General features: G+C 55.2%; 25 protein-coding genes and 1 pseudogene. 4 read left to right on the forward strand and 22 right to left on the reverse strand.

Features of this window, described 5'->3' with window-relative positions; genetic code table 11:
* From VU18_RS20465 to VU18_RS13140, 3 genes are all read right to left on the reverse strand, one after another.
* Positions 1–263, reverse strand: a 263-nt coding sequence (locus tag VU18_RS20465) for an acyl-CoA dehydrogenase family protein (RefSeq protein ID WP_236687401.1), incomplete at its 3' end; no start/stop codon positions are given.
* Positions 264–400: 137 nt separating this feature from the next.
* Positions 401–1573 (reverse strand): acetyl-CoA C-acetyltransferase, encoded by a 1173-nt coding sequence (locus VU18_RS13135; RefSeq protein ID WP_011232477.1) that lies wholly within the window; start codon positions 1571–1573, stop codon positions 401–403.
* 27 nt (positions 1574–1600) lie between these two features.
* Entirely contained in the window at positions 1601–3988 is a 2388-nt protein-coding gene (locus VU18_RS13140) for a 3-hydroxyacyl-CoA dehydrogenase/enoyl-CoA hydratase family protein (protein ID WP_021321763.1), read from the reverse strand.
* Between the two features lie 187 nt (positions 3989–4175).
* Here VU18_RS13140 and VU18_RS17580 point away from each other — a divergent pair, with 187 nt between their 5' ends.
* On the forward strand, positions 4176–4325 hold the full coding sequence (locus VU18_RS17580) for a YuzL family protein (protein ID WP_011232479.1): 150 nt from the start codon (positions 4176–4178) through the stop codon (positions 4323–4325).
* Between the two features lie 217 nt (positions 4326–4542).
* Here the strand turns inward: VU18_RS17580 and VU18_RS13145 are convergent, their stop codons facing one another.
* Positions 4543–5460, reverse strand: a complete 918-nt coding sequence (locus VU18_RS13145; protein ID WP_011232480.1) for a proline dehydrogenase family protein — start codon at positions 5458–5460, stop codon at positions 4543–4545.
* Between the two features lie 164 nt (positions 5461–5624).
* Between VU18_RS13145 and VU18_RS13150 the strand changes: the two genes are divergently transcribed.
* Both VU18_RS13150 and VU18_RS13155 read left to right on the forward strand, forming a co-directional pair.
* A complete protein-coding gene (locus VU18_RS13150) occupies positions 5625–5882 on the forward strand; it encodes a hypothetical protein (protein ID WP_011232481.1) in 258 nt (85 codons plus the stop codon).
* Positions 5883–5897: 15 nt separating this feature from the next.
* Positions 5898–6233: a spore coat protein gene (locus tag VU18_RS13155; protein ID WP_011232482.1), complete on the forward strand. Its 336-nt coding sequence runs from the start codon at positions 5898–5900 to the stop codon at positions 6231–6233.
* Positions 6234–6448: 215 nt separating this feature from the next.
* Here VU18_RS13155 and VU18_RS21145 read toward each other — a convergent pair whose 3' ends face one another.
* From VU18_RS21145 to VU18_RS13180, 6 genes are all read right to left on the reverse strand, one after another.
* Entirely contained in the window at positions 6449–6583 is a 135-nt protein-coding gene (locus tag VU18_RS21145) for a hypothetical protein (protein WP_011232483.1), read from the reverse strand.
* Positions 6584–6681: 98 nt separating this feature from the next.
* Positions 6682–6876, reverse strand: coding sequence for a hypothetical protein (locus VU18_RS13160; protein ID WP_021321762.1), 195 nt, complete (start codon positions 6874–6876; stop codon positions 6682–6684).
* 230 nt (positions 6877–7106) lie between these two features.
* Positions 7107–8486, reverse strand: coding sequence for an adenosylmethionine--8-amino-7-oxononanoate transaminase (bioA, locus tag VU18_RS13165; protein WP_021321761.1), 1380 nt, complete (start codon positions 8484–8486; stop codon positions 7107–7109).
* Positions 8476–9192: a dethiobiotin synthase gene (gene bioD, locus VU18_RS13170; RefSeq protein ID WP_011232487.1), complete on the reverse strand. Its 717-nt coding sequence runs from the start codon at positions 9190–9192 to the stop codon at positions 8476–8478. The genes bioA and bioD overlap by 11 nt, the downstream gene beginning before the upstream one ends.
* A 4-nt stretch (positions 9193–9196) precedes the next feature.
* A complete protein-coding gene (locus VU18_RS13175) occupies positions 9197–9760 on the reverse strand; it encodes a biotin transporter BioY (protein ID WP_011232488.1) in 564 nt (187 codons plus the stop codon).
* A gap of 177 nt (positions 9761–9937) precedes the next feature.
* Positions 9938–11770 (reverse strand): pyruvate kinase, encoded by a 1833-nt coding sequence (locus VU18_RS13180; RefSeq protein WP_233499898.1) that lies wholly within the window; start codon positions 11768–11770, stop codon positions 9938–9940.
* Positions 11771–12178: 408 nt separating this feature from the next.
* On the opposite strand from VU18_RS13180, the gene VU18_RS13185 reads away from it, so the two are divergent.
* On the forward strand, positions 12179–12742 hold the full coding sequence (locus VU18_RS13185; RefSeq protein WP_011232490.1) for an FAD-dependent oxidoreductase: 564 nt from the start codon (positions 12179–12181) through the stop codon (positions 12740–12742).
* A gap of 136 nt (positions 12743–12878) precedes the next feature.
* On the opposite strand, the gene VU18_RS13190 is transcribed toward VU18_RS13185, so the two are convergent.
* The 12 genes and pseudogenes from VU18_RS13190 to VU18_RS13240 all read right to left on the reverse strand — a co-directional run bounded on the left by VU18_RS13190 (position 12879) and on the right by VU18_RS13240 (position 22452).
* The gene (locus tag VU18_RS13190; RefSeq protein WP_021321759.1) at positions 12879–13346 is read right to left on the reverse strand and encodes a flavin reductase family protein; all 468 of its coding nucleotides are present in this window, start codon (positions 13344–13346) and stop codon (positions 12879–12881) included.
* Between the two features lie 211 nt (positions 13347–13557).
* The gene (locus tag VU18_RS13195) at positions 13558–14283 is read right to left on the reverse strand and encodes an ABC transporter ATP-binding protein (protein WP_011232492.1); all 726 of its coding nucleotides are present in this window, start codon (positions 14281–14283) and stop codon (positions 13558–13560) included.
* Positions 14283–15053 carry an ABC transporter ATP-binding protein gene (locus VU18_RS13200; RefSeq protein WP_021321758.1) on the reverse strand — a complete coding sequence of 257 codons (771 nt, stop codon included), beginning with the start codon at positions 15051–15053 and terminating at the stop codon, positions 14283–14285. Before VU18_RS13200 ends, VU18_RS13195 begins: the two co-directional genes overlap by 1 nt.
* On the reverse strand, positions 15050–15587 hold a 538-nt coding region (locus VU18_RS20470; RefSeq protein ID WP_236687402.1), incomplete at its 5' end, for a branched-chain amino acid ABC transporter permease. The genes VU18_RS13200 and VU18_RS20470, both read right to left, overlap by 4 nt.
* A gap of 1 nt (position 15588) precedes the next feature.
* A pseudogene (locus VU18_RS20475) lies at positions 15589–16114 on the reverse strand (branched-chain amino acid ABC transporter permease); the annotation flags it as partial.
* Between the two features lie 13 nt (positions 16115–16127).
* Positions 16128–17009, reverse strand: coding sequence for a branched-chain amino acid ABC transporter permease (locus VU18_RS13210; RefSeq protein WP_021321756.1), 882 nt, complete (start codon positions 17007–17009; stop codon positions 16128–16130).
* A gap of 61 nt (positions 17010–17070) precedes the next feature.
* Entirely contained in the window at positions 17071–18240 is a 1170-nt protein-coding gene (locus VU18_RS13215; RefSeq protein WP_013144282.1) for an ABC transporter substrate-binding protein, read from the reverse strand.
* A 77-nt stretch (positions 18241–18317) separates the two neighbouring features.
* Positions 18318–18965 (reverse strand): GntR family transcriptional regulator, encoded by a 648-nt coding sequence (locus VU18_RS13220; RefSeq protein ID WP_021321755.1) that lies wholly within the window; start codon positions 18963–18965, stop codon positions 18318–18320.
* Positions 18966–19004: 39 nt separating this feature from the next.
* Positions 19005–20516 (reverse strand): 5-carboxymethyl-2-hydroxymuconate semialdehyde dehydrogenase, encoded by a 1512-nt coding sequence (gene hpaE / locus VU18_RS13225; protein WP_011232498.1) that lies wholly within the window; start codon positions 20514–20516, stop codon positions 19005–19007.
* Positions 20517–20531: 15 nt separating this feature from the next.
* The gene (locus VU18_RS13230; RefSeq protein ID WP_021321754.1) at positions 20532–20918 is read right to left on the reverse strand and encodes a 5-carboxymethyl-2-hydroxymuconate Delta-isomerase; all 387 of its coding nucleotides are present in this window, start codon (positions 20916–20918) and stop codon (positions 20532–20534) included.
* A 17-nt stretch (positions 20919–20935) separates the two neighbouring features.
* Positions 20936–21676 carry a fumarylacetoacetate hydrolase family protein gene (locus tag VU18_RS13235; protein ID WP_011232500.1) on the reverse strand — a complete coding sequence of 247 codons (741 nt, stop codon included), beginning with the start codon at positions 21674–21676 and terminating at the stop codon, positions 20936–20938.
* Positions 21673–22452 carry a fumarylacetoacetate hydrolase family protein gene (locus VU18_RS13240; protein WP_021321753.1) on the reverse strand — a complete coding sequence of 260 codons (780 nt, stop codon included), beginning with the start codon at positions 22450–22452 and terminating at the stop codon, positions 21673–21675. The genes VU18_RS13235 and VU18_RS13240 overlap by 4 nt, the downstream gene beginning before the upstream one ends.
* Positions 22453–22501 lie beyond the last annotated feature (49 nt).

A 22501-nucleotide genomic window follows, 5' to 3' on the forward strand; every position in this document is an offset into this window, starting at 1 on the left:
AAACCGCCGTATTCTTCCGGAATGTCAGCGCTTAACAAGCCGAGCTCGCCCGCTTTGCGAAGCAATTTCACGGAACGGTCAAACTCGTGGTTTTCCAAATGCTCGAGCTGCGGGAGCACTTCATTGTTGACATACTCTTCCGTCGTTTTGGCAATCATATGATGTTCGTCGGTGAAATCTTCCGGCGTAAACACGCGCTCCGCCGGAATGTCTTCAATCAAAAAGCTGCCGCCTTTGATCGCTTCTTCCATCGTTTTGGCCATCGTTGATTTCCTCCCCCGAAAGATGATTGATGATCCGGGCGGCAACGCCGCCCGGGAAATAGACGTTCCATGCAGCCGGGCAAATGCGGATGCATGCCTCGCGCGAGCTGATGAAGCCCGCTCGCTGTCAGCTGCCGCTACAGCAGCTCAAACACGCCGGCCGCTCCCATGCCGCCGCCGATGCACATCGTGACGATGCCGAACTGCACGTTGCGGCGCCGCATTTCGTAAAGCAAAGACAAGGTCAGCTTCGCGCCCGTGCAGCCGAGCGGGTGGCCTAGAGCAATCGCCCCGCCGTTGACGTTGACAATGTCTTCATCCAACCCAAGTTCGCGGATGACTTGGATCGATTGCGAGGCGAACGCTTCGTTCAGCTCGATCAAACCGATGTCGGACAGCTCAAGGCCGGCCAGCTTCAACGCTTTCGGCACCGCAGCGACCGGGCCGATCCCCATCACTTCCGGCGGCACGCCGGCAACCGCGAACGAACGAAACTTGCCGAGCGGCTTCAAGCCGAGCGACTCCGCTTTTTCGCGGTCCATCACCATGACCGCCGCCGCCCCGTCGCTCATTTGCGACGCGTTGCCGGCGGTGACGGTGCCGTTTACCGCAAACGCCGGCCGGAGTTTCGCGAGCGTTTCCATATTCGTGTCCGGGCGCACGCCTTCATCTTGTGTAAAGACGACTTTCTCCTCAACGAGTTTGTTGCCTTCTACTTTGCGCACCGTCACCTCGACCGGCACGATTTCTTCATTGAATTTTCCTTCGGCAATCGCCTTGGCGGCGCGCTGGTGGCTGCGCACCGCGAATGCGTCTTGGTCCTCGCGGCTGACGCCGTATTTTTTCGCCACTTGCTCGGCAGTGTGCCCCATCGACATGTAGTATTCCGGCGCTTCTTCCGCCAAGCGGGCGTTCGGGCGGACGACATGCCCCATCATCGGCACCATGCTCATCGATTCGACCCCGCCGGCGATGACCGTGTCGGAATGGCCGAGCATCACCCGTTCCGCCGCATAGGCGATCGCCTGCAAACCGGACGAGCAATACCGGTTGATCGTGATCGCCGGCACGGTATATGGCAGCCCGGCGAGCGCGCCGATGTTGCGGGCGATGTTCAATCCTTGCTCCGCCTCCGGCATGGCGCACCCGATAATCAAGTCGTCAATGTTTCCTTCATAGTTCCCCGCGCGCTTGATCGTTTCTTTGACGACGAGCGCCCCTAAATCATCCGGCCGCACGTGGGCGAGCGTTCCTTTTTTCGCTTTGCCGACCGGTGTGCGCGCACCTGCGACAATGACCGCTTCTCTCACGCCAATCCCCCCTTGATCTCCTCCGCTTTAGTTGCGGAGCGGTTTTCCTTTCACAAGCATATGCTGCATGCGCGCTTGCGTCTTCGGCTCGCCGATGAGGCTCAAAAACGCCTCGCGCTCAAGATCGAGCAAATATTGCTCGTCGACTTCCGTTCCGTACGGCACTTTGCCGCCGGCTAGAACATACGCCAATTTTTTCGCGATTTTCAAATCGTGCTCGCTGATGTAGCCGGAATGGAACATCGACTGCGCCCCAAGCAGCATGGCGGCATAGCCGCTTTCGCCGGCCACCGGCACTTTCTTCCTTACAGGAGGCCGGTACCCTTCCTCATACATCGAGAGCACCGCCTGTTTCGCTTCATACAGCAGATGGTCGCCGTTCATCGTGATGCCGTCGCGGTGATTCAAGAAGCCAAGCTCGCGCGCTTCCGCCGCTGACGTCGACACTTTCGCCATGGCGATCGTTTCAAATACGCTGGCCGCGATTTTGACGTAGTCGACGTCCACGCCGCGCGGTAGGCTGTTCAACCGTTTGATGTACAGCTCCTTGTTGCCGCCGCCGCCCGGAATCAAGCCGACGCCGACTTCGACGAGCCCGATGTACGTCTCGGCCGCCGCTTGGATGCGTGAAGCCGCCAAGCTCACTTCCGCCCCGCCGCCTAACGTCATGGCAAACGGCGCGACGACGACCGGCTTCGGGTTGTATTTCATTTTGAGAAGCGCTTGCTGGAACTGGCGAACGGCAAGTTCCAATTCAAAAAAGTTTTCGTCTTGCGCCTCCATGAGCATCATCGCCAAGTTCGCGCCGACGCAGAAGTTTTTCCCTTGGTTGCCGATGACGAGCCCTTTGTAGTTGCGGTTGACTTCCTCAAGCGCCTCGTTGATCATTTGGACAATATCGGCGCCAATCGCGTTGTTCGGCGAATGGAACTCCAGAAGCGCCACGTCGTCGCCGAGGTCAATGAGGCTGGCGCCGGCATTTTTCTTGATGACGCCGCGCGCCTCTTTCAGCCGGCGGATGTGGATGACTTTTTCGTTTTCTTCTACTGTTTTATACCCGCCCGGCGCATAATAGAACAGCCGGCCGTTTTCCGTTTTATAGAACGATGTGGCTCCGTCGGCGAGCATGTCCGTGATCCACGACGGGATGTCGCGCCCTTCTGACTGCATTTTACGCACCGACTTCTCGAGGCCGATCGCATCCCACAGTTCAAACGGACCTTGCTCCCAGCCAAACCCCCACTTCATCGCCTGATCGATCGCTGCGATGTCGTCGGCGATCTCCCCGACAAGGCGGGCAGTGTACAGCAATGTCGGTGCGATGATGTTCCAAAGGAGCGTTCCCGCGCGGTCGCCATCGGCATACACGAGCGTTTGCAGCTTGGCAGCCGCTCCTTTCGCCTGCTTCGCCATCTCCACCGCCGGGGTGACAAGCTTTTTGCGCGGCTCGTATTGCATCGTGACGTAGTTCAGCTCGAGAATGTCTTTTCCTTGCTTGACAAAAAAGCCTTGTCCGGATTTGCTGCCGAGCCAGCCGTTTTCAAGCATCGTTTTCATAAACTCCGGCACGCGGAACGCCTCTTTTTCTTCCCCTTCGACGTTTTCATACACGTTGTTGGCGACATGCACGAACGTATCGAGCCCGACGACGTCAAGCGTGCGGAACGTCGCGCTTTTCGGCCGGCCGATGAGCGGCCCCGTCACCGAATCGACCTCGCCGACGCTGTAGCCGCCTTGCATCATCTCGCGGACGGTGACGAGCAAGCCATACGTGCCGATCCGGTTGGCGATGAAGTTCGGCGTATCTTTCGCCATGACGACGCCTTTGCCGAGCACGTCTTCGCCGAACGATTTCATATAGGCGACCACATCCGGATCCGTATGCTCCGTCGGGATGATCTCAAGCAGCTTCAAATAGCGCGGCGGGTTGAAGAAATGCGTGCCTAAAAAGTGTTTTTTGAAATCGTCGGAACGCCCCTCCGCCATTGCGGCGATCGAGATGCCGGATGTGTTCGAGCTGACGATCGTCTCCGGCGTCCGCACCTCGTCGACGCGAGCGAAGACTTCTTTTTTCACTTCCAGCTTTTCAACGACCGCTTCAATGATCCAATCGACTTCCGCGAGCCGGTGGAAGTCATCCTCGAAGTTGCCCGTTTCAATCAAAGCGATGTTGTCTTTGGACATGAGCGGCGCCGGTTTTTGCTTGAGCAGCCGCTCGAGCGCCTGATTGGCGAGGCGGTTGCGCACTTGTTTATGCTCGAGCGTCCAACCTTTTGCTTCTTCCTCTTTCGTCAATTCCCGCGGCACGATATCCAACAGCAGCGTCGGAATGCCGACGTTCGCCAAATGGGCGGCAATGCCCGAACCCATGACGCCGGACCCGAGCACCGCGGCGCGCCGAATGCGTTTTACCATTTCGGTTCCCCCTCACACCATTGAATGAATGGTCATTCATTTTTTGATGAAAAAAATATCGTTGAAACCGCTCTCTATAACTAAATATATAGTATGTTGATAATTTTCGCAATATATTTGCGCATATTTTTCCCGACATCGCACTCCGAAATGTTGCTCATACTAACGATCAGGAGGTGAACCACCGATGGCCCGGTTGAAAAAAAATCCATCTGAACGCGGCGTCAGCGCCGCAAGCGTCAAAGGAAACGCCGGTCCGACGGTCGAAGCCGACGGCGGCGGCAAGCGGACAAGCCAAAACCAGCAGTACAAAAAACACAACATGCAAGGGGACTGACGCCCATGGCGTCAGCTCCCGCCTGTCATAGCTACAAATAAAGAGAGGCCGCACGATCTGAACGGCGTTTACCTCAAATGACCGCCCGACGCCCCGTGACATGCAACAGCGTTTGTCTGAAATCCAAAAAGGCTTGATGGCCGTTGCCGCTGGATGCCTGTCCCCTTCTGCGCCCGAACGCTCGGCGGCCGCCGGCGTTTTCCTCTGTTTTGCGCCCCTACTTGCGGAGGATGCCTTTTAAAACAAACGCCACGTTGGCCGGCCGTTCGGCGAGCCGGCGCATAAAATAGCCATACCAGTCCGTGCCGTACGGAACGTACACGCGCATCGTATATCCTTCGCGCGCCAGCTGCACTTGGCGCTCCGGGCGGATGCCGTACAGCATTTGGAATTCAAACTGGCTGTTGGGAATGTTGTATTCTTTGACGAGCTGCTTCGTATATTCGATGATGGCGTCGTCATGCGTCGCCACCGCCGTATAGTTGCCGTTTAGCAAATGCATTTTGATGATCTTCTTAAAGTTCTCATCGACATCTTTTTTATCCGGAAACGCCACTTCGGGCGGTTCTTTGTACGCTCCTTTGACGAGACGCAAGTTCGGGCGGTACGGCTTTAAGTCTTCAATGTCTTGTTCCGTCCGGTACAAATACGCCTGCAGCACCGTGCCGACGTTGTCGTATTCTTTTTTCAACGTTTTAAAAATGTCCAGCGTCTTTTGGCAGCGCGAATAGTCTTCCATATCGATCGTCACAAACACACCGCGCTGTTTTGCCGCATCCAAAATGCGGCGCATGTTGCGCATGACAAGCTCATCGGAAATATCAAGCCCCATCGATGTCATTTTCAGCGACAGCTGCGAGTTCAATTTCTCCCGGCTGATCGCCTCAATCGCCTCCAAGCAATGGCGCGCCATCTCATTCGCTTCCTGCTCATTGTCGACAAACTCACCCAAATAGTCGACCGTGACCGCCAATCCTTTTTCGTTCAGCTGGCGGATGACGCGCACCGCTTCCTCGATCGTTTCGCCGGCGACAAACCGCGAAGCGCCGAAGCGGAGGCCGTATCGTTTCGCCCATTTCGTCAATGTTTTATTTTTCGATAAGAACAGGAAAAAATCGCGCATCAACTGCTCCACTGTTGCAAGCCTCCTTGTATGGAAACGCATTCACCATTCTTATTGTACCATGTTTCAATTCAATTGAATATGTTTTTTCCCCACGGTTTATTTTTTATATGCGCATAATTTTCCACTCTCTGCACAATCTACAAGCGAACAACCGACGAAAGGAGCGAACAACGATGCAACAGCAACCACAAATGAACCCGCAGGCGGCGATGCCCGAGCCGCCGCAAATGGTGTCCACAAAAGACGCCATGTATTTTTCCGACATGATGTCGTGGAACTTGCTCGCGGCGAAAAAAGCGCACTTTTTCGCCTCACAATGCCGAGACCCTGAAGTGGTGCAGGCGATCGAGCGCGCTGGACAGATGCATCAGCGCCATTACGACATGATTTTGCGCCATTTGCAAAACCCGCCGCAGCCGCCGGTGATGTGAAAGGAGGAACGCCGCATGAACACAAAACAAGTGCAAAATCCGGAGATGCAAGTGCCGAAAACGCCGCAAATGAACGAGCGCGATTTTCTAAACGACATGTTGACGACGGAAAAATACATGACCTTGTCGTACAGCGTCTTTTTGCATGAAGCGAGCAACCAACCGTTATATCAAGATATGATGAATATTTTCACCGAAACGCAAAACTGTCAGCGCGACTTGTACAATTTGATGTTCAAAAAAGGATGGTACAAGCTTGAAGCCGCCGATCCGCAAAAGCTTCAGCAAACGTACCAGCAGTTCCAAGGGTATACGAATCAGCTCCCTTATCAACGAAATGCCATGCAATAACAAAACGAGGGGATGTCCGAACGGCAGAAGGACATCCTCTTTCTCCATCCGTTAAGAAGACAGGGCGCAGAAAGGGGAGAAAGGGATGGCAGCGCCATCCGAATCGGTATGGAGCATGCTGCAAACAGCGGACGTCCGCATCCGCGACACCGGGATCATTGAATAAGCACCCCTTCTTGTTCCACAGGGATGCTTATTCTTTCATGAATAGACGATCAATACCACCAGCCTGGATACGGCGGATACGGCGGGTACGGGTAAAACGGACGCGGAGCCAACGCGCCGCCGAGCAGTCCACCCAAGAAGCCGCCGACAAATGGGGCTCCAAACAACAATCCTGGAAATAGCATCGTTCCTTCTCCTTTCCCCAAAGCTAGAATGCTACACTTTATTCATATGCAACAACAAGAAAAGAGGGTGGGCCGTCCGCCCAACCCTTGCCGGTTTCTCACCACCAAATGGGGCCATACCACCACGGATAGAAAAACGGCGGAACCAATGCGCTCCCGAGCAAACCGCCTAAAAAGCCGCCGAAAAATGGAGCGACAAAAAACGGAGCGCCGAAGAAAAACGGGCGCGGCCGCCAAAACCACCAGCCCCATGGCCGCCAAATGCGCTCATCCGCCACTTGGAGATGGCTCATCTTGCTTCCCCCCTTCCGCTTGCTTTAGTCCCACTGTATGCAGGAAAAACGCCCACTGCTTAGGCCAGTACCTAGAAGGCTGGTGAAAAACGGCGATTTCTTCCAAATCATCGATCCGTGAATGCAAAGGAAGGTCTCTTTCTACAAGATATTCTCATTAAAGGAAACTATTTTCTTTTATTCCCAGTATATTCGAAAAACAAAAGCAGGCGGCTGTCCGCCGCCCCCGCTTATAGAAGCTCTGCGCGCGCCTGTTCGTACAAACAGGCAAGCGAATCGAACAAAATGCGCACCGCCTCAGCCATTTCGTCTTCGCTCATCGAAAGAACTGGTATGAACGTCAACACCGGGCCGAGCGGACGGATGACAAGCCCCCTCCGGCGCGCCTCAAGGATGATCCGGTGCTCCACCATGGCCGCGCGCGGAAACACTTCTTTCGTTCTTCGGTCTTTCACGATTTCAATGCCGCACATCAAGCCTTTTTGCCGGATGTCGCCAACAATTGGAATTTCATACAACCGCTCAAGCCATTCGGCCAGCCGGCGCGCCTTCCGCTTTACGCTGTCAATCAAGCCGCGTTTTTCGATGAGCTCAATGTTTTTCAGCGCAACGGAACAAGTGAGCTGATTCCCCGTATACGTATGGCCGTGGTAAAACGTTTTGTCTTCGTCCACATCGCCGAGAAATGCCGCATAAATCTCTTCCGTGACCAGTGTGGCCGCGAGCGGCAAATATCCTCCAGTAATCCCTTTCCCAAGGCAGACAAGATCAGGCTTCACCTCTTCCTGCTCACAAGCGAACATCGTGCCGGTGCGGCCAAAGCCGACGGCGACCTCGTCGCAAATGAAGAGCACCCCATACCGGCGGCAAAGCCTTTCCACTCCTTTTAAAAACCCGCGCGGATGGACGATGATCCCCGCCGCTCCTTGCACAAGCGGCTCGATGACAACCGCGGCGATTTGATCGTGCTGCTCCTCAAGCACCCGTTCCAGCTCACGCAAACAATAGCCGACGATCTCCTGCTCGCTTCCGTATTCGTCCATACGGTACACGTACGGCGACGGCACTTCGATCCGCTCAAACAAAAGCGGCGCAAAAATGCGGTGGAACGTTTCCATGCCTCCAACGCTCACCGCCCCGACCGTATCGCCGTGGTACGCTTCCTTCAACGAGACAAACTTGTTCTTCTTCGCATATTGGACCGGGTCGATGTTTTTCCAATACTGATAGGCGATCTTGAGCGCGATTTCCACCGCCGCCGCCCCGGTATCGGAATAAAACACTTTTGACATGTGCGGCCAATATTCAAGCAGCCGTTTGGCCAACAAAATCGACGGCACATTCGCCGAACCAAGCAATGTCGAATGGGCAATTTTCTCCAATTGCTCGCGAAGCGCCGCATTCAGCTCCGGATCGTTATGGCCGTGGACATTGACCCATAGCGACGCATAGCCGTCCAAGTACCGGTTGCCGTCGACATCGTACAAATAGCTTCCTTGCCCGCGTTCAATGATCAAGGGGCGTTCTTTGGCATACTGCTTCATTTGCGTAAATGGATGCCAGACGTACTGCTTGTCCCACTGTTCCAATTGCTCGTAGCTATACGCCAACGCCAAGCACCTCCAGCAGTTGTTTCGCCTTTCCTTGTTCGATCCAATGCTGAGCTAGGGTTTCCAGTTCCCTCCTTGAGACTGCAGGAAGGAGCGGCACGACCGCCAGCACCGGCAGCCGAAGCAAGGCGGCGATCGTTTCGACATTGTTTTGGTGGATGATCTCTTGTTCCTGAAACTGATTAAACATCAGGCCAAGCAGACGAATGCCTTGCGCGTCGGCATACGCCGCCGTCGTCACCGCGTGATGAATCGCACCAAGGCTTGAGAGCGACACGAGAATCGCCGGCAGCTGATAATCACGAAGGAAATCACTCGTCATATAGAATCGTCCGTCGCGCTCACACCACGGAACGGCCAACCCTCCCGCTCCTTCGACGAGCACCACATCATAGCGCTGCTTCAACCATTCCAACCGTTCGGCCACCCTCTCTGGTTCGATGGACGTGCCGGTCAACTTCGCCGCTAAATGCGGCGACATCGCCGGTTCCATATAGTACATGCCTTCTGATGCGGAAAGCTTCGCCACTCGTTCGTACCAATATTGTTCGGCAAACGACACCCCGTCTTCGGCCAGTCCAGTCTGAACCGGTTTCAACACGCTTACGCTCATCCCAAGCCGCTCCAGCGCCAACGCCACGATGGAAGTGACGACCGTTTTGCCGATTTCTGTTCCTGTTCCCGTCATGAAAATGGCTTGCCCCATTCTCTTATCCCCCCATCCCTCGAGTCATCATGATCGGTCGGACGCGCGGCCATACGCGCGCCGCGATGACCGAACAAACGGCGCAAAGCACGAGATCTCCCGGCACCGGGAGAAGAAAGCCGAACCATAGCGTTTGGCCGATGGAAAGCGGAGCCCCCGCGATCCATTTCATCGCTATGTACAGCCACGCGCAGCCAAACACATACACGACCAACAATGCCGCTGCATTCGCCATCAATATGTCTCTCGCTCTTGTCCATTGAAAGCGGCGGACAAGCAAGCCGCACGTATACGCCCCGGCGATGAAACCGAGCAAATAGCCAAACGTCGGCTTCCAAATATAACCGAGCCCGCCTCCTTCCGCAAACACGGGCGCGCCCGCCAGCCCAATCAAGACATATAGAAGTTGGCTAAGCGCTCCGATTTTTGGGCCAAGCAGACAGCCGGCCAAGTACACCGCCGCGATTTGCAGCGTAAACGGCACATACGGCACCGGAATTTTGATCCACCCACCAACAGCCGTCAACGCGGCAAAAAATGCCGCCCAAACAAAGGAATGGATTCGCACATCTTCCCTCCTCTCCAAATATTTGTTTCTATTGTGCCTGATGTGTTTTTTATTTGTCAACTTTATTTTTATATAGGTTTACATTTAGACAAAAAATATGGAGCCCCCTAACACAGCAGGACTCCTTTTTTGGCGCGGCTCATTTCTCAAACAGACGGCGGAAGCAGTGGCCAACGCTCACCCTTCATCCTCCCACAAGTTAAGCAGGTTCATCTGTTCGCCGTCCGTTTTCGGCATCGCCAGCGATCCACTCTGCCTCTCCTCCTTTTCCAACAACGACGACAATAAGCGCACCGCCTCCGCAATATGCCTTCCTTTGTTCAACATGATGCATTGCGCCTGTTTTCCAAGAAAAACATCCGAGATTTCCGCGCGCGACGGAATTCCCTTTTTCGCCATTTGTTCAAGCACTTGCGTCGCCCAAATGACCGGGATGTGAGCCGCCCGGCATAGCGCCAAAACGTCGTTCTGTGCGGCCGCAAGATGTTCAAATCCAATCTCCAGGGCCAAATCGCCGCGCGCAATCATCACACCAAACGCCGGAAACTTCAATCCCTCAAGCAAGATGCGAACGAAGTTATGAAGCGCCGCCCGCGTTTCGATTTTCGCGATCACCGGGAGAGAACCAGCCCCTTGTTCGGCAAGCAAATGATAAAGCTTTCGCAGGTCATGAGGGGCCTGAACAAACGACAGCCCGACGATATCCGCCCATCTCGCGATGAACGGAATCCATTCAAGGTCGCGGTCGGTGAGCGGCGGAACCGTCAAATGGAGAAACGAATCGGGAAGATGGATGCCCGTTCCTTGCTTAATCGCTTTTCGCTTTCCGCCATCGGCAACGACTTTGGCCTCTACATGCCGCTCGTGCACTTTCACGACCCGCGCTGCAATTTGGCCGTCGTTCAAATAAAGGCGGTCTCCCGCCCGCACATTGCGCCACGCTTTCGCCAACGTCGTCGTCATTTTCACACCGCATCCATTCTGCGCCTGTGCAAACGCAGCGTCATCGAAATAAATATACAGCGGTGTACCGACCGTGACAAACGCTTTCATTGGAATGAACAAAACAGAACATAGAGTGAAGGAAGCCGACCCGCGCCGCAGTTTCATCCCTTTTTGCACATAGGCCGTCCGCGAAAGAAGAACTTTAAAACAAGACGGCGCGATTTGTTCCGTGACCCGAAGTTTTCGTTTTTTTCCGCGCACATCGGTAAACAGCAGTTCATCCCCTTCTTCGACGGTCGCTCCGTCCTCAGCCGTCAACTGCCACAAGAATGAAACATCGCGGGGGAGCGGAGACGGCGGCGGGGAAGAAGAGAAGGAAATGAGGCCGAAGAGCGGCTCCATTGGCTCTCCATATAGATTTTTCTTCACAGAGAGCTTCATCGGCCCCGCGTTGACCGCCAAGCGGTCGACCCGGATTTTTGGCCCCGGCAGATCCATGTAAATGCGGCATCGCCTCCCCTGCAGCTGTTGCTCCAACTGCTTCTCGGCTTGACGAATGATGGCCACGAGCGCCTCCCACGTTTCTGGAGAACCGTAGGCGCAGTTGATGCGGGCAATGTCCATGCCATAAAGAAGCAGCCGCTCGATCAGCCCCGGCTCATCCACCCATGCCTCGTCCATCGTCACCATAATGCGTGTCGGCCGAACAGAACTTGGGCTTCCGAACACTGCCTCCGCCCGTTTATGAAGCAACTGTTTCGCTTCCTTTCTTGTCATCTTTCGAAGCTCCCATCCGCCATCAACCCGCGTGCGCAAATATGCCAAAACTTGTTCGATCGCGTCGATGAGATGAGCCTCTTGCCCCTCGAGCCGCCATCCGGCGTCTTCCATCGCTTCATGCAAATCCGACGGCATATGCTCCCTCATATATAAGTAAGCAAGCAACTGATCCCGGCTCTCTTCATGGGATGGAAGAGGAAAATACTTCTGCTTTTGTCCCACCCACTCCGCCATCCCTCGGTAAAAAGCGGCCAAGCGGGCGCCCAAATCTCGTTTGTCGTGCATCAGCGGCACCAACCCTTGTGAAAAATGCGGTTTTACTTTTATATATTCGCCGCCACCCCAAATGAGGACAGAAAAAAACCGGCGCCATTCGCCGGTTGAATACGACAGAAACAGGAAATCGTTTTTAGCGATATGATTTTTGAACCACAATTTTCGTCCCGCATTGGCAAAGCAGTGAGTGTTTCAGCCGCCGCAACGGCTGGCCGCACTGTTCACAAACGGCCGGTTTATTCACGCGTTTCCTCCCCTTTGCTGCGTGTTTGGTATCTATTATACGCCCATAATTATTTAAAGTAAATATAAAATGATAGCAATTATAAATAAAAAGCAGATCATTTGGACCCTTTTTCCATTTGTGATAAAGTAATGAATGATAGTGCCAATATTCAAAACAAGGAGGCGGTCACGATGTACGACATCGCCATCATCGGCGCTGGACCGGCGGGAGCGAGCGCTGCGATCTTCGCCGCCAAAGCGGGAAAGAAAACAGTGTTGTTTGACAGCGACAAAGGCATGACCAAGCGCGCTTGGGTGGAAAACCATTACGGTGTTCCGGAAATCAGCGGCCCGGAATTGGTCGAAACAGGAAAACGGCAAGCCGCGAAATTCGGCGCGGAATTGGTGGAAACGCAAGTGACAGACGTGCAAAAAACGGACGGCGGCTTCCGCCTCGAAACGGAAAACGGCTCCTTTGAGGCGAAACACGTCATTTTCGCCACCGGCGTCGCCACGGATCTGGCGGAAAAAATCGGCCTGCGCACCAAACCGGGCACGGAGCCGCGCATTAAAACGGTGATTGACGTCGACGCCAATGGCAAAACGAACATCGACGGCATTTGGGCGGCAGGGACGGTGGCCGGCGTCAGCGTTCATACGATCATCACAGCGGGCGACGGGGCGAAAGTCGCCATCAACGTCATCAGCGAACTGAACGGCGAACGGTACGTTGATCACGATGTATTGAAAAAATAACAACGAAGGTGTCCCAAACAGCGGGACACCTTTTCTAATAGCGCCATGGAAACGGCCGGGACGCAAGATGACGGGCTGAACCGCCTGTTGCGTCGTCCCCGCATCGACATAGCGGCCCCGATCCATCCAAGGGCGCTTATTGTCCAATGCTCCGGTACTTCCCTTCAAAAAACAAGAGCGGGTCGCCCGGTTCGTCTTTCATCAAAATATCGGTCACTTCCCCAAAGTAAAGCGTATGATCGCCGGCCACGTACGTGCTGTGGACGTTGCATAAAATATTCGCCAACGCCTCCGGCAAAATCGGATGGCCGTTCACCCAATCAAACGAAACATGGCGTTCTTCTTTCAACTGGCCGGCAAACAAGCGCGACAACTCCTCTTGATCGCGCCGTAAAATGTTGACGGCAAATTTCCCCGTTTGCTTGACAATGTCATGCATTCGCGCTTTGTGACCAATGGAGACGACGACAAGTTTCGGGTCGAGCGAAACGGACATAAACGCGTTCGCCGTCATTCCTTTCGCTTCCCCTTGAAAGTCGGTCGTCACGACCGTCACGCCGGTCGCAAATTTTCCCATGGCTCTGCGAAATGTACGATCATCCATACGGTTCTCCCATCCTTCCCTTTTCGTCATCCAGCAGCCCTACGCCTTCAGCTGGCGGTTGGGCGGCTTCCCTTCTTGATGTTTCCACACGACGGGCGCTTCGTCCGACATCTTGCCTCTATGGCTAGGCCCCATTCATGCCGAAATGAGGGTCAAATCTACCCCCATCATAGCAGAAATAGAGGAAAGAAACAACGACGATATACGGCTGTCATCGGCGGCCCGCCGCTCCAAGGTACGCCTCTGCCACCCGCTCATCGGCAAGCAGCTCGGCGGCCTTCCCGTGCACCACGATGCTTCCCCGTTCCAACACATACGCCTCATCCGCGGTCTGCAGGGCGGCACGCACGTTTTGCTCGACAAGAATCATGGCCGTCTGAAATTGATCGCAGAGCTGTGTCAGCATCCCCATCACTTCCTTGACCACAAGCGGCGCCAGCCCTAACGATGGTTCGTCAAGCAAGAGCAGCTTCGGTCTCGCCATCAGCCCGCGGGCGATCGCCAGCATTTGCTGTTCGCCGCCGCTTAATAGTCCTCCCGGACGGTCGAGCATCGTTTGCAGTTTCGGGAACAGTTCAAGCACCCGCTCATAGTCGCGCTTCACTTCCTGTCCGTCGCGGCGGTGGCGGCGGTACGCCCCCAGCAGCAAGTTATCCCTCACGGACAGGCTGTCAAAAATTTGCCGCCTCTCCGGCACAAGGCAAATGCCTTTTTCAACAATTTGCTCCACCTTTCCGTATGGAAGCGGTTTATGTTCAAAAAGAATCTCCCCTTCGGTTGGAGCGTAGACGCCGGCAATCGTGCCGAGCAGCGTGCTTTTGCCCGCCCCGTTGGCGCCGACAACAGTGACGATTTTTCCTTCGTCCACTTGCAAACTGACCCCTTTTAACACGTGCAAATGGCCGTGGTAGACATGAACGTTGCGAAGCACGAGCATCAGACCGCCTCCTCTCCCAAATACGCCTTGATGACATCAGGATGCCGCGCAATCTCTTCCGGCGCCCCTTCGGCGATTTTTTTCCCATAATCGAGGACGACGATCCGGTCGGCGATCGCCATCACCGTTTCCATATCATGTTCCACGAACAAAAAGGTAAAGCCTTGTTCCCTCATCGCCAGCAACACATCAACGAGCTGCTTTGATTCTTGCGGGTTCAGCCCGGCCATCGGCTCGTCAAGCAAAATGAGCGAAGGACGAGACACAGCCGCCCGAGCGATTTCCACGAGCCGCTGCATCCCATATGGCAGCGTGCCTGCCCGCTTGCAGGCGAGATGGGCCAAACCGACCTGCTCGAGGCAGGAAAACGCCTGTTTCTGCGCTTGCCTTTCTTCTTTCACCGTACGCGGCAGCCGAAAGCCGGCGCTGAGGATTCCGCTCTTCAACCGTGAATGAAATCCGACCATCACATTTTCCAACACCGTCATATCAGAAAACAGCTGCAAGTTTTGAAACGTCCTTGTCATTCCCAGCATCGCCAACTCGTGCGGTTGTTTGCCGCTGACCACGGCTCCTTGAAAACGAACGAGACCACTCGTCGGCGGAATAATGCCGCTGATCATATTGAACAAGGTCGTTTTGCCTGCCCCGTTCGGCCCGATCACCGCGACGATTTCTTCTTTTTTTACGTGAAAGGACACGTTCTGCACCGCCTGAACGCCGCCAAATGACTTGGACAATTGCTCCACTTCGAGCAACACTGCGCTCATCCCCGCTCCCCTCCGATCGAACGCGCCTTATGCCTCTCAACTGTGGCTATCTGCTTCTCTTGACGTCCGCCCATTTCAAAAAAGCGCCGCATCCTCTTTTGCATCACACCCGTCAACCCGTTCGGCATATAAATCAACATGACCACCAACAACAAGCCAAAAAAGACAATTTCAAACTCTCCGCCGGCATTCGGAAGCAACAGCGGGACAACGGCTTTGAGCCATTCTCCTAAACAAACATAGACGGCCGCGCCGACGAGCCCGCCCCACACATGGGCCGATCCACCGATCACCACCATAATCAAAAAGGAAATCGACGGGACGATGCCGAATAAGTCCGGATTGATAAACGTGACATAATGGGCGTATAAGCTCCCGGCCACCGATGCGTAAACCGCGCTGAGCATAAACATTTGCAGCTTGTATTTCATAATGTTCACCCCAAGCGAACTTGCGGCCACTTCACTTCCATGAATCGCCCGCAGCGCCCTTCCGACCCGGGAGCGGACAATATTATGGGCAAACCATAACCCGNCCAGAACAAACAACGAAACGAGGTAGTAAAACTGGAGATCGCTTTGCAACGGAACCCCGGCTATACGGATCGGCGGAATGCCAAAAAAACCATTCAGCCCTCCCGTGATCTCTTTCCATTCCTTGAAAAATGTAAACATAATGACGCCAAAGCCTAACGTCGCCAACGCCAAATAATGCTCACGCAGCCGAAAAACTGGGATGCCGACCACAAGCGCCACCAATGCAGCCAAAACCGCGCCGGCAGCCAGCGCCAGCCAGGACGGCCATCCCGCATGCGCGGTCAAATAGGCGGACGCATAAGCCCCGATGCCGTAAAACGCCGCCTGGCCGAGCGAAATTTGGCCCGCATACCCCATCAACAGCGTCATCCCTGTGCTCACGAGCGCGTACAGCCCGATGAGAATCAGAGTGCTTAGCACGTAGTTATTGCCGAAGACGAGCCAAGGGAGACCGAGCCAGACGGCTGCGCCAACAAGCAAGAGCCATCGTTTCCGTCCATCCGTCATTCGTTGACCGTGCTCCATCCATCCGCCCCCCTTACACTCGTTTTCCTGTCATCTTGGCAAACAACCCGTTTGGCATGAAAAACAGAACAAGCAATAGCAGCCCGAAGCTGATCGCTTCTTTGTACCCCGAGGACAAGTATCCTTCCGCAAATGATTCAAGCAGCCCGACGAGAAACGCACCGGCGATCGCCGCCGGGGCGTTCGTCAATCCCCCGACAACAGCGGCAATAAACGCCTTCAGCCCGATCATCATTCCCATATCATAAGACGCGCCCGAAATCGGGGCGATGACGATTCCCGCCAGCGCTCCAAGACCGGCGCTGACGGCAATCGCGCCAAGCGACATTTTGCGGATGTCAATCCCCATCAACCGAGCGGCAAACGGATTGATGACACAGGCCGCCACCGCCTTGCCGATGTACGTTCGGTGAAAAAACAGATGCAAGGCGGCAAAACTTGCGAGCGAAATGACGATCGCCCAGACGCTTTGCCATTGGATGACCGCTCCAAACACCTCAAGCGCCCCATGGCCCGTAAAGAGGCGCAGCGCGTACGGATCCGTCCCCCAAACAAGCAAGGCGATCCCGCGGAATACAAACGACGCCCCGATCGTAATGATAATGAGCACCGCGACAGGCGAACGGCGCGCCGGCTGAATCGCCAGCCGCTCAAACAGCCCACCGACGACCATCACCGCAAGCATGCTCAAACCGATGGCCGCGGCAAACGGCACTCCGTTATTGACCAACGTAATGCAAAACAACGCCCCCAACATAGCGAAATCGCCTTGAGCCAAATTTAAAATGCCGGTCACGCTGTACGTAATGACAAACCCGATCGCCACCAACGCGTAAATGCTGCCGACCGTCAGCCCGGAAAACAACAGCTGCACAAACTGGCTCCACGCTTCCATGCCCCGTCCCTCCTTCAACGGTTAGGTGGAACAAAAGGGAATTAGCGACCTCATTCCCTGTTTACTGCTCGGCAAGGACAAACTTGCCGTCTTGAATTTGCACCATCACCAAACTGTCGGCGTCAAGCCCTGTATGGTCGTCTTTCGACATATGGAAGACGCCCGAAATGCCGATAAATTTTCTTGTATTCTCCAGAACCGACCGTATTTTCTCTTGATCCGCGCCGCCCTCCTTGATCGCATTGACCAATAAATGGAACGCATCCCACGCATGTCCGCCAAACGTTGTCGGGGCATAGCCGTACGCTTTCTCAAACTGTTCTTTGTATTTTAGCAGCGTTTCTTTTTGCGGGTCGCTGTCCGGAAGCTGATCGGCCACTAAAATGCGCCCGGCAGGGAACCATACGCCGTTGGCCGCCTCCCCGGCCAAGTCGATAAAGCTTTTCGTGCCGATGCCGTGGCTTTCCACAATCGGCGCCTCAATGCCCAACTGGCGGATGTTTTTCGTGACGACCGCCGATTCCTGCGCCGTTCCCCATACGATAATGGCTTGCGGATTCGCTTTTTTCACCTTTGTCAACATCGCTTTCGCGTCATCGACCGTCGCCTCAAATTCCTCTTCGATGACGGCTTTCACCCCATATTCCGGGGCATAATGCACAAACTCTTCATGCCCGCTTGTTCCGTATGCATTGGCGACGTTCAGCCAAGCGACGTTCGTCCATCCTTTTTCCTTTAAAAAACCAAGCAGCTTCTGAATGACGATATTGTCCCCTTGAGCGGTTTTAAATGTCCAATGACGCGAGGATCCATCGCTTGGGTTGACGATTTGTTTGCTTGCGGCGAGGGAAATGTACGGAATGCCTGCTTTTTCAATGAGTGGAATCATGGCTAAGGAGTTGCCGCTGATCGTGCCGCCGATGATGGCCGTCACTTTGTCTTGTTCGATGAGTTTTTTCGTGGATAATACGGCCTCGTTTTGGTTGGACTTGTCATCATAGGCAATCAGCTTAATTTTCTTTCCATCAATGCCGCCTTGCTTGTTCCATTGCTCAACGAGCATTTTGACCGTCTCCATCTCCGGTTTGCCAAGCGGGGCCGCCCCGCCGGAAGCCGAAAAAATGGCGCCAATTTTGATTTCATCCTCTCCTCCCGATGTCGCCGTCTTCCCACAGGCGGCAAGGAAAATGAGCAACAATGCCGCCATCAATAGAGACATTCCTTTTTTCATCTTTTTTGCCCCCTTTTATATTGACAACGCTTTCAAATCATCGTTCTCCCGCCAGGCCTCCACCCGGCGGAAGAAGATCAGCGCCGCCGCTTAAACGCTTCGGCGGTGTTGATTTTGTGTTGACGAACGTATTGTTCGATTTCATGCGGCGGCGCCTGTTCACGCAACAGACGGATGATCTCTCGATGTTCTTCGATCGATGCTTTCGCCCGCTGCGGCACAAAGGTGAAGCCGTAGGCGCGGATGCGCTTCATCCGCTGCCAAATTTGCTTGATTTGCTCTTCAAGATAGGCGTTGCCGCAATGGGCGTAAATCAGAGAGTGAAATTCATAGTTCAGCTCGCTGAACCGTTCCAGCTCCAGCTCTTCAAGCGCCCGCTCCATCCGCTCGTTTACTTGCTCAAGCCGATCGATCGCCTCCTTTGTCAAATGGGGGGAGCCGAGCGCGGTCGCATAGCCTTCCAGCACAGCCAACACCGACAGCGTCTCGATATATTCTTTCTCGTTGATGTTGCTCACAACGGCGCCTGTATACGGCTTAAATTCGACAAGCCCTTCCGCCTCGAGCTGGCGGATCGCCTCGCGCACCGGGATGCTGCTGAGTCCAAGCTCGCGGGCGATTTGGTCGATGACGACGCGGTATCCCGGGCCATAGACGCCGTTTTCAATGCGGGAAAGAATATACTCGTAAGCCAATTGGGTTTTGTTTTTCGCTTTCGTTTCCATACATCTATCATATATCACATAATATATGTTGACCAGCTGTTATTTCTGTTCTGCAGACAAAGCGGAAGGCGGCTTCGCCTTGCCGAACGAAGGGATCGGCGGGTCGCCGACCGCGACGTGGACGACTTGCACTTCCGTATAGAAATCAAAGCTGTAATGCCCACCTTCGCGGCCGATGCCGCTGTATTTCGTCCCGCCAAACGGGATGCGCAAATCGCGGACGTTCGGCGAGTTGACCCACGCCATCCCGCTTTCGATCGCTTGGGCGACGCGGTGGCCGCGCTTCATATCGTTCGTCCAGACGTATGCCGCCAGCCCGTATTTCACATCGTTCGCCAGCCGGATCGCCTCTTCTTCATCCGCAAAGGACATGACCGCCATGACCGGTCCGAAAATCTCTTCCTGCGCCACCCTCATGCCGTTATGGCAACCAAGCAGCAACGTTGGCGGCACAAAATTGCCTTTTTCCAACCCTGTTGGAACGCTGGGGGCATAGACGTCCGCCCCTTCTTGCTTGGCGATGTCAATATAGCGGTTCACCCGCTCCCAGTGAGCACGGTGAATGAGCGGGCCAAGCTCGGTCGCTGGAGCCATGGGATCGCCGATGACGATGCGGTCGACGCGCTCTTTGAGCCGAGCGACAAATTCGTCGTAAATCGACTGCTCGAGCAGCAGCCGCGAGTTGGCCGTGCACCGTTCGCCATTGAGCGAAAACACGCCCCAAACCGCCGCATCGAGCGCCCGTTCGAGATCCGCATCGGCGAACACAATGAGCGGCGACTTGCCGCCGAGCTCCATCGATGTTTTTTTCAACGTTGCGGCGCTGTTGCGGATAATTTCCATGCCGGTCGTCGTCTCGCCGGTAAACGAGATGAGGCGCACATCCGGGTGGGCAACCAATGCGGCGCCCGCCGTTTCGCCAAACCCGTGCACGACGTTGAACACCCCGCGAGGCAGCCCGGCTTCATCGATGATTTCCGCCAGTTTATTCGCCGTCAACGGCGACCATTCGGCCGGCTTCAAGACAACGGTGTTGCCGGTCGCCAGCGCGGGAGCCACCTTCCACGTTTCCAGCATAAACGGCGTATTCCACGGCGTAATGAGCCCGGCGACGCCGACTGGTTTATAAACGGTATAGTTTAAAAACTGACCATTCACATGGTACGCCTCGCCGACAAGGCGCGTCTTCACCATTTCCGCGTAAAAGCGGAAGTTTTCCGCCGCGCGGGCGGCTTGCTTTTTCGCCTGGCTGATCGGAATGCCGGTGTCAAGCGCCTCTAAATAGGCGATGTCGTCCGCATACTGCTCAATCAAGTCAGCAATGCGGAAAAGGTAACGAAGGCGCCGTTCGACCGGCATTGTCCGCCACGGCCCGTGATCAAACGCCTCCTTCGCCGCCCGGACCGCTGCGTCGATGTCTTCTTTCCGCCCCTCGGCTATCTGGTTGATCGTCCCGTTCGTAAACGGATTGATGTTGTCGAAATACGCACCGGCTGCCCCTTCCACAAACTGCCCATTGATATAATGAAGCACTTTTGGTTGCACTGCCATTCGTTTCCCCTCCCGCTATGTCCGATAACGCGCATGAATGTTGTTGTGTTTATACGTCCCCGCCTCGCTGAATTCATACAGCTCAAGCGACAGCGCCAAATAGCGTTTGGCGAACAGCGGGGCGAAATGGTCTTTCATCACGGCAAACAGCTCGTCGCCGACTTCTTTTTTCACCTGTTCCGGACGCCCGGCGCCGATTTTCAGCGTCCCGTGCACAAACGCATCGTCTTCGGCCCCATCAGCCACATAATACTCGTCAAGCCGAATGGCGCGCGAGCGGATGCCGCCGACGGGAAACCAATCGCTCCGCTTGATCAGCACGCGGTGAATTTTTTCAAGCAAGCCGCGAATATCGGCCTCTTCGCCGATATTGGCCGTGTATTCCAAAATAAAGTGCGGCATCATTCCTCCTCCTTTGGCTAGACGATGTAATTGATCAGCCGGCCGATGCGTTCGATTTCGGCCACGACTTCATCGCCGGGCTGGACGTTCACCGCCCCTTTCGGCGTGCCGGTCAAAATCACGTCGCCAGGCGCGAGCGTCATGAATTCGGTGATGTACTCAAGCAAATACGGGATCGAAAAAATCATATCGCCCGTATATCCTTCCTGCACAACCGCCCCATTGACATACGTCCGCAAACGAAGCGCCATCGGATCGCCGACTTCCTCATGGCTGACGATCCACGGGCCTAGCGGCGTCGTCCGGTCGCGGTTTTTGACGCGGAAATTCGGCCGGTAGTAATTTTCCAAGTAGTCGCGAACAGCGTAATCGTTGGCAATCGTGTAACCGAAAATGTAATCGTACGCCCGTTCCGCTTTCACCCGGCTGGCCGGGCGGCCGATGACGACCGCGAGCTCGCATTCATAATGCATCATGTTGACCCCCTCCGGGCGAACGGTTCGGCCGCGATGGCCGATGAGCGTATTTTTCCCTTTGAAAAATAAAAGCGGCTCTTTCGGCGCAACAAAAGACAATTCGCCGGCATGCTCGGCATAATTCAATCCAAGCGCCACGATCACTCCCGGCTCCACCGGGGGAAGCCACATCACTTCAAGCTCCCCGACGATCGTTCCGTCCGGCAGGCGGAGGCGGCCATCGTCGAGCGGCTCGGCTTCGGTCACGATTCCGTTCCAGGCCACACGCGCCCGCCTCATCATTCATCGCCTCCTTGTTCCAGGGCGATTTCATTTTCCAACACACCGATCCTTTCGATTTCGATGCGCACCACATCTCCTGCTGTAACAAGCGGCGCATCGGCCGGCCAGCTGAAAAACAGCACATCGCCTGGGTAAAGGGTCATAAATTCGGTCACCTCAGCAAGCCATTGTTCGACTGGAAGGCGAAAGCGGCTCGGGTCTGCACGCTGGACGAGGCGCCCGTTGACGTATACGCGTGCGGTCAAGGATGACAGCGGCGACGCTTCCTCTTTCGGCACGATCCACGGGCCGACTGGGGCGAACCCGTCGCGCGCCTGCTCCTTCACCGCCGGGCGGTGCCGCTGCTCGTGTGGAATCGACAGATCATTCACGATCGTATAGCCGAATACAAAATCGAGCGCCTGCTCGCGCCGCACGCGCGCCGCCGTCCGCCCGATCACCAGCCCGAGCGCCGGAGCAGCCTGAAGATGCTTTACCCAACGAGGCAGAAGCACCGGACGCCGATGGGCGTTGATGGTGTTTGCCGGCTTCATATACAGCACCGGGCCTTCCGGCGGCTTTTCATACGGCGGGGCGTTCATTTCGGTTGACAACGCTTCCCACTCCTTTTCATCATTCAGCGCCACCCCGTACATCGCCCCGTCAACAGGCGCAGCCCATTCCCATTCATCGATGCGGTGCGTCCGACCGCCAAACGACACCGTTCCGCTCCAAGGATCCGCCTTCGCCTCAATCGCCCGCACCATGCCGGCCAGGCGCAAGCGCACATTCGCCATCATGTATCCTCCTCATCTGTATCGATGCCATTTGAAGCTTTACCATTTG

Origin of the sequence: Geobacillus sp. ZGt-1 (assembly GCF_001026865.1) — a bacterium.
Lineage (GTDB): Bacteria > Bacillota > Bacilli > Bacillales > Anoxybacillaceae > Geobacillus > Geobacillus thermoleovorans.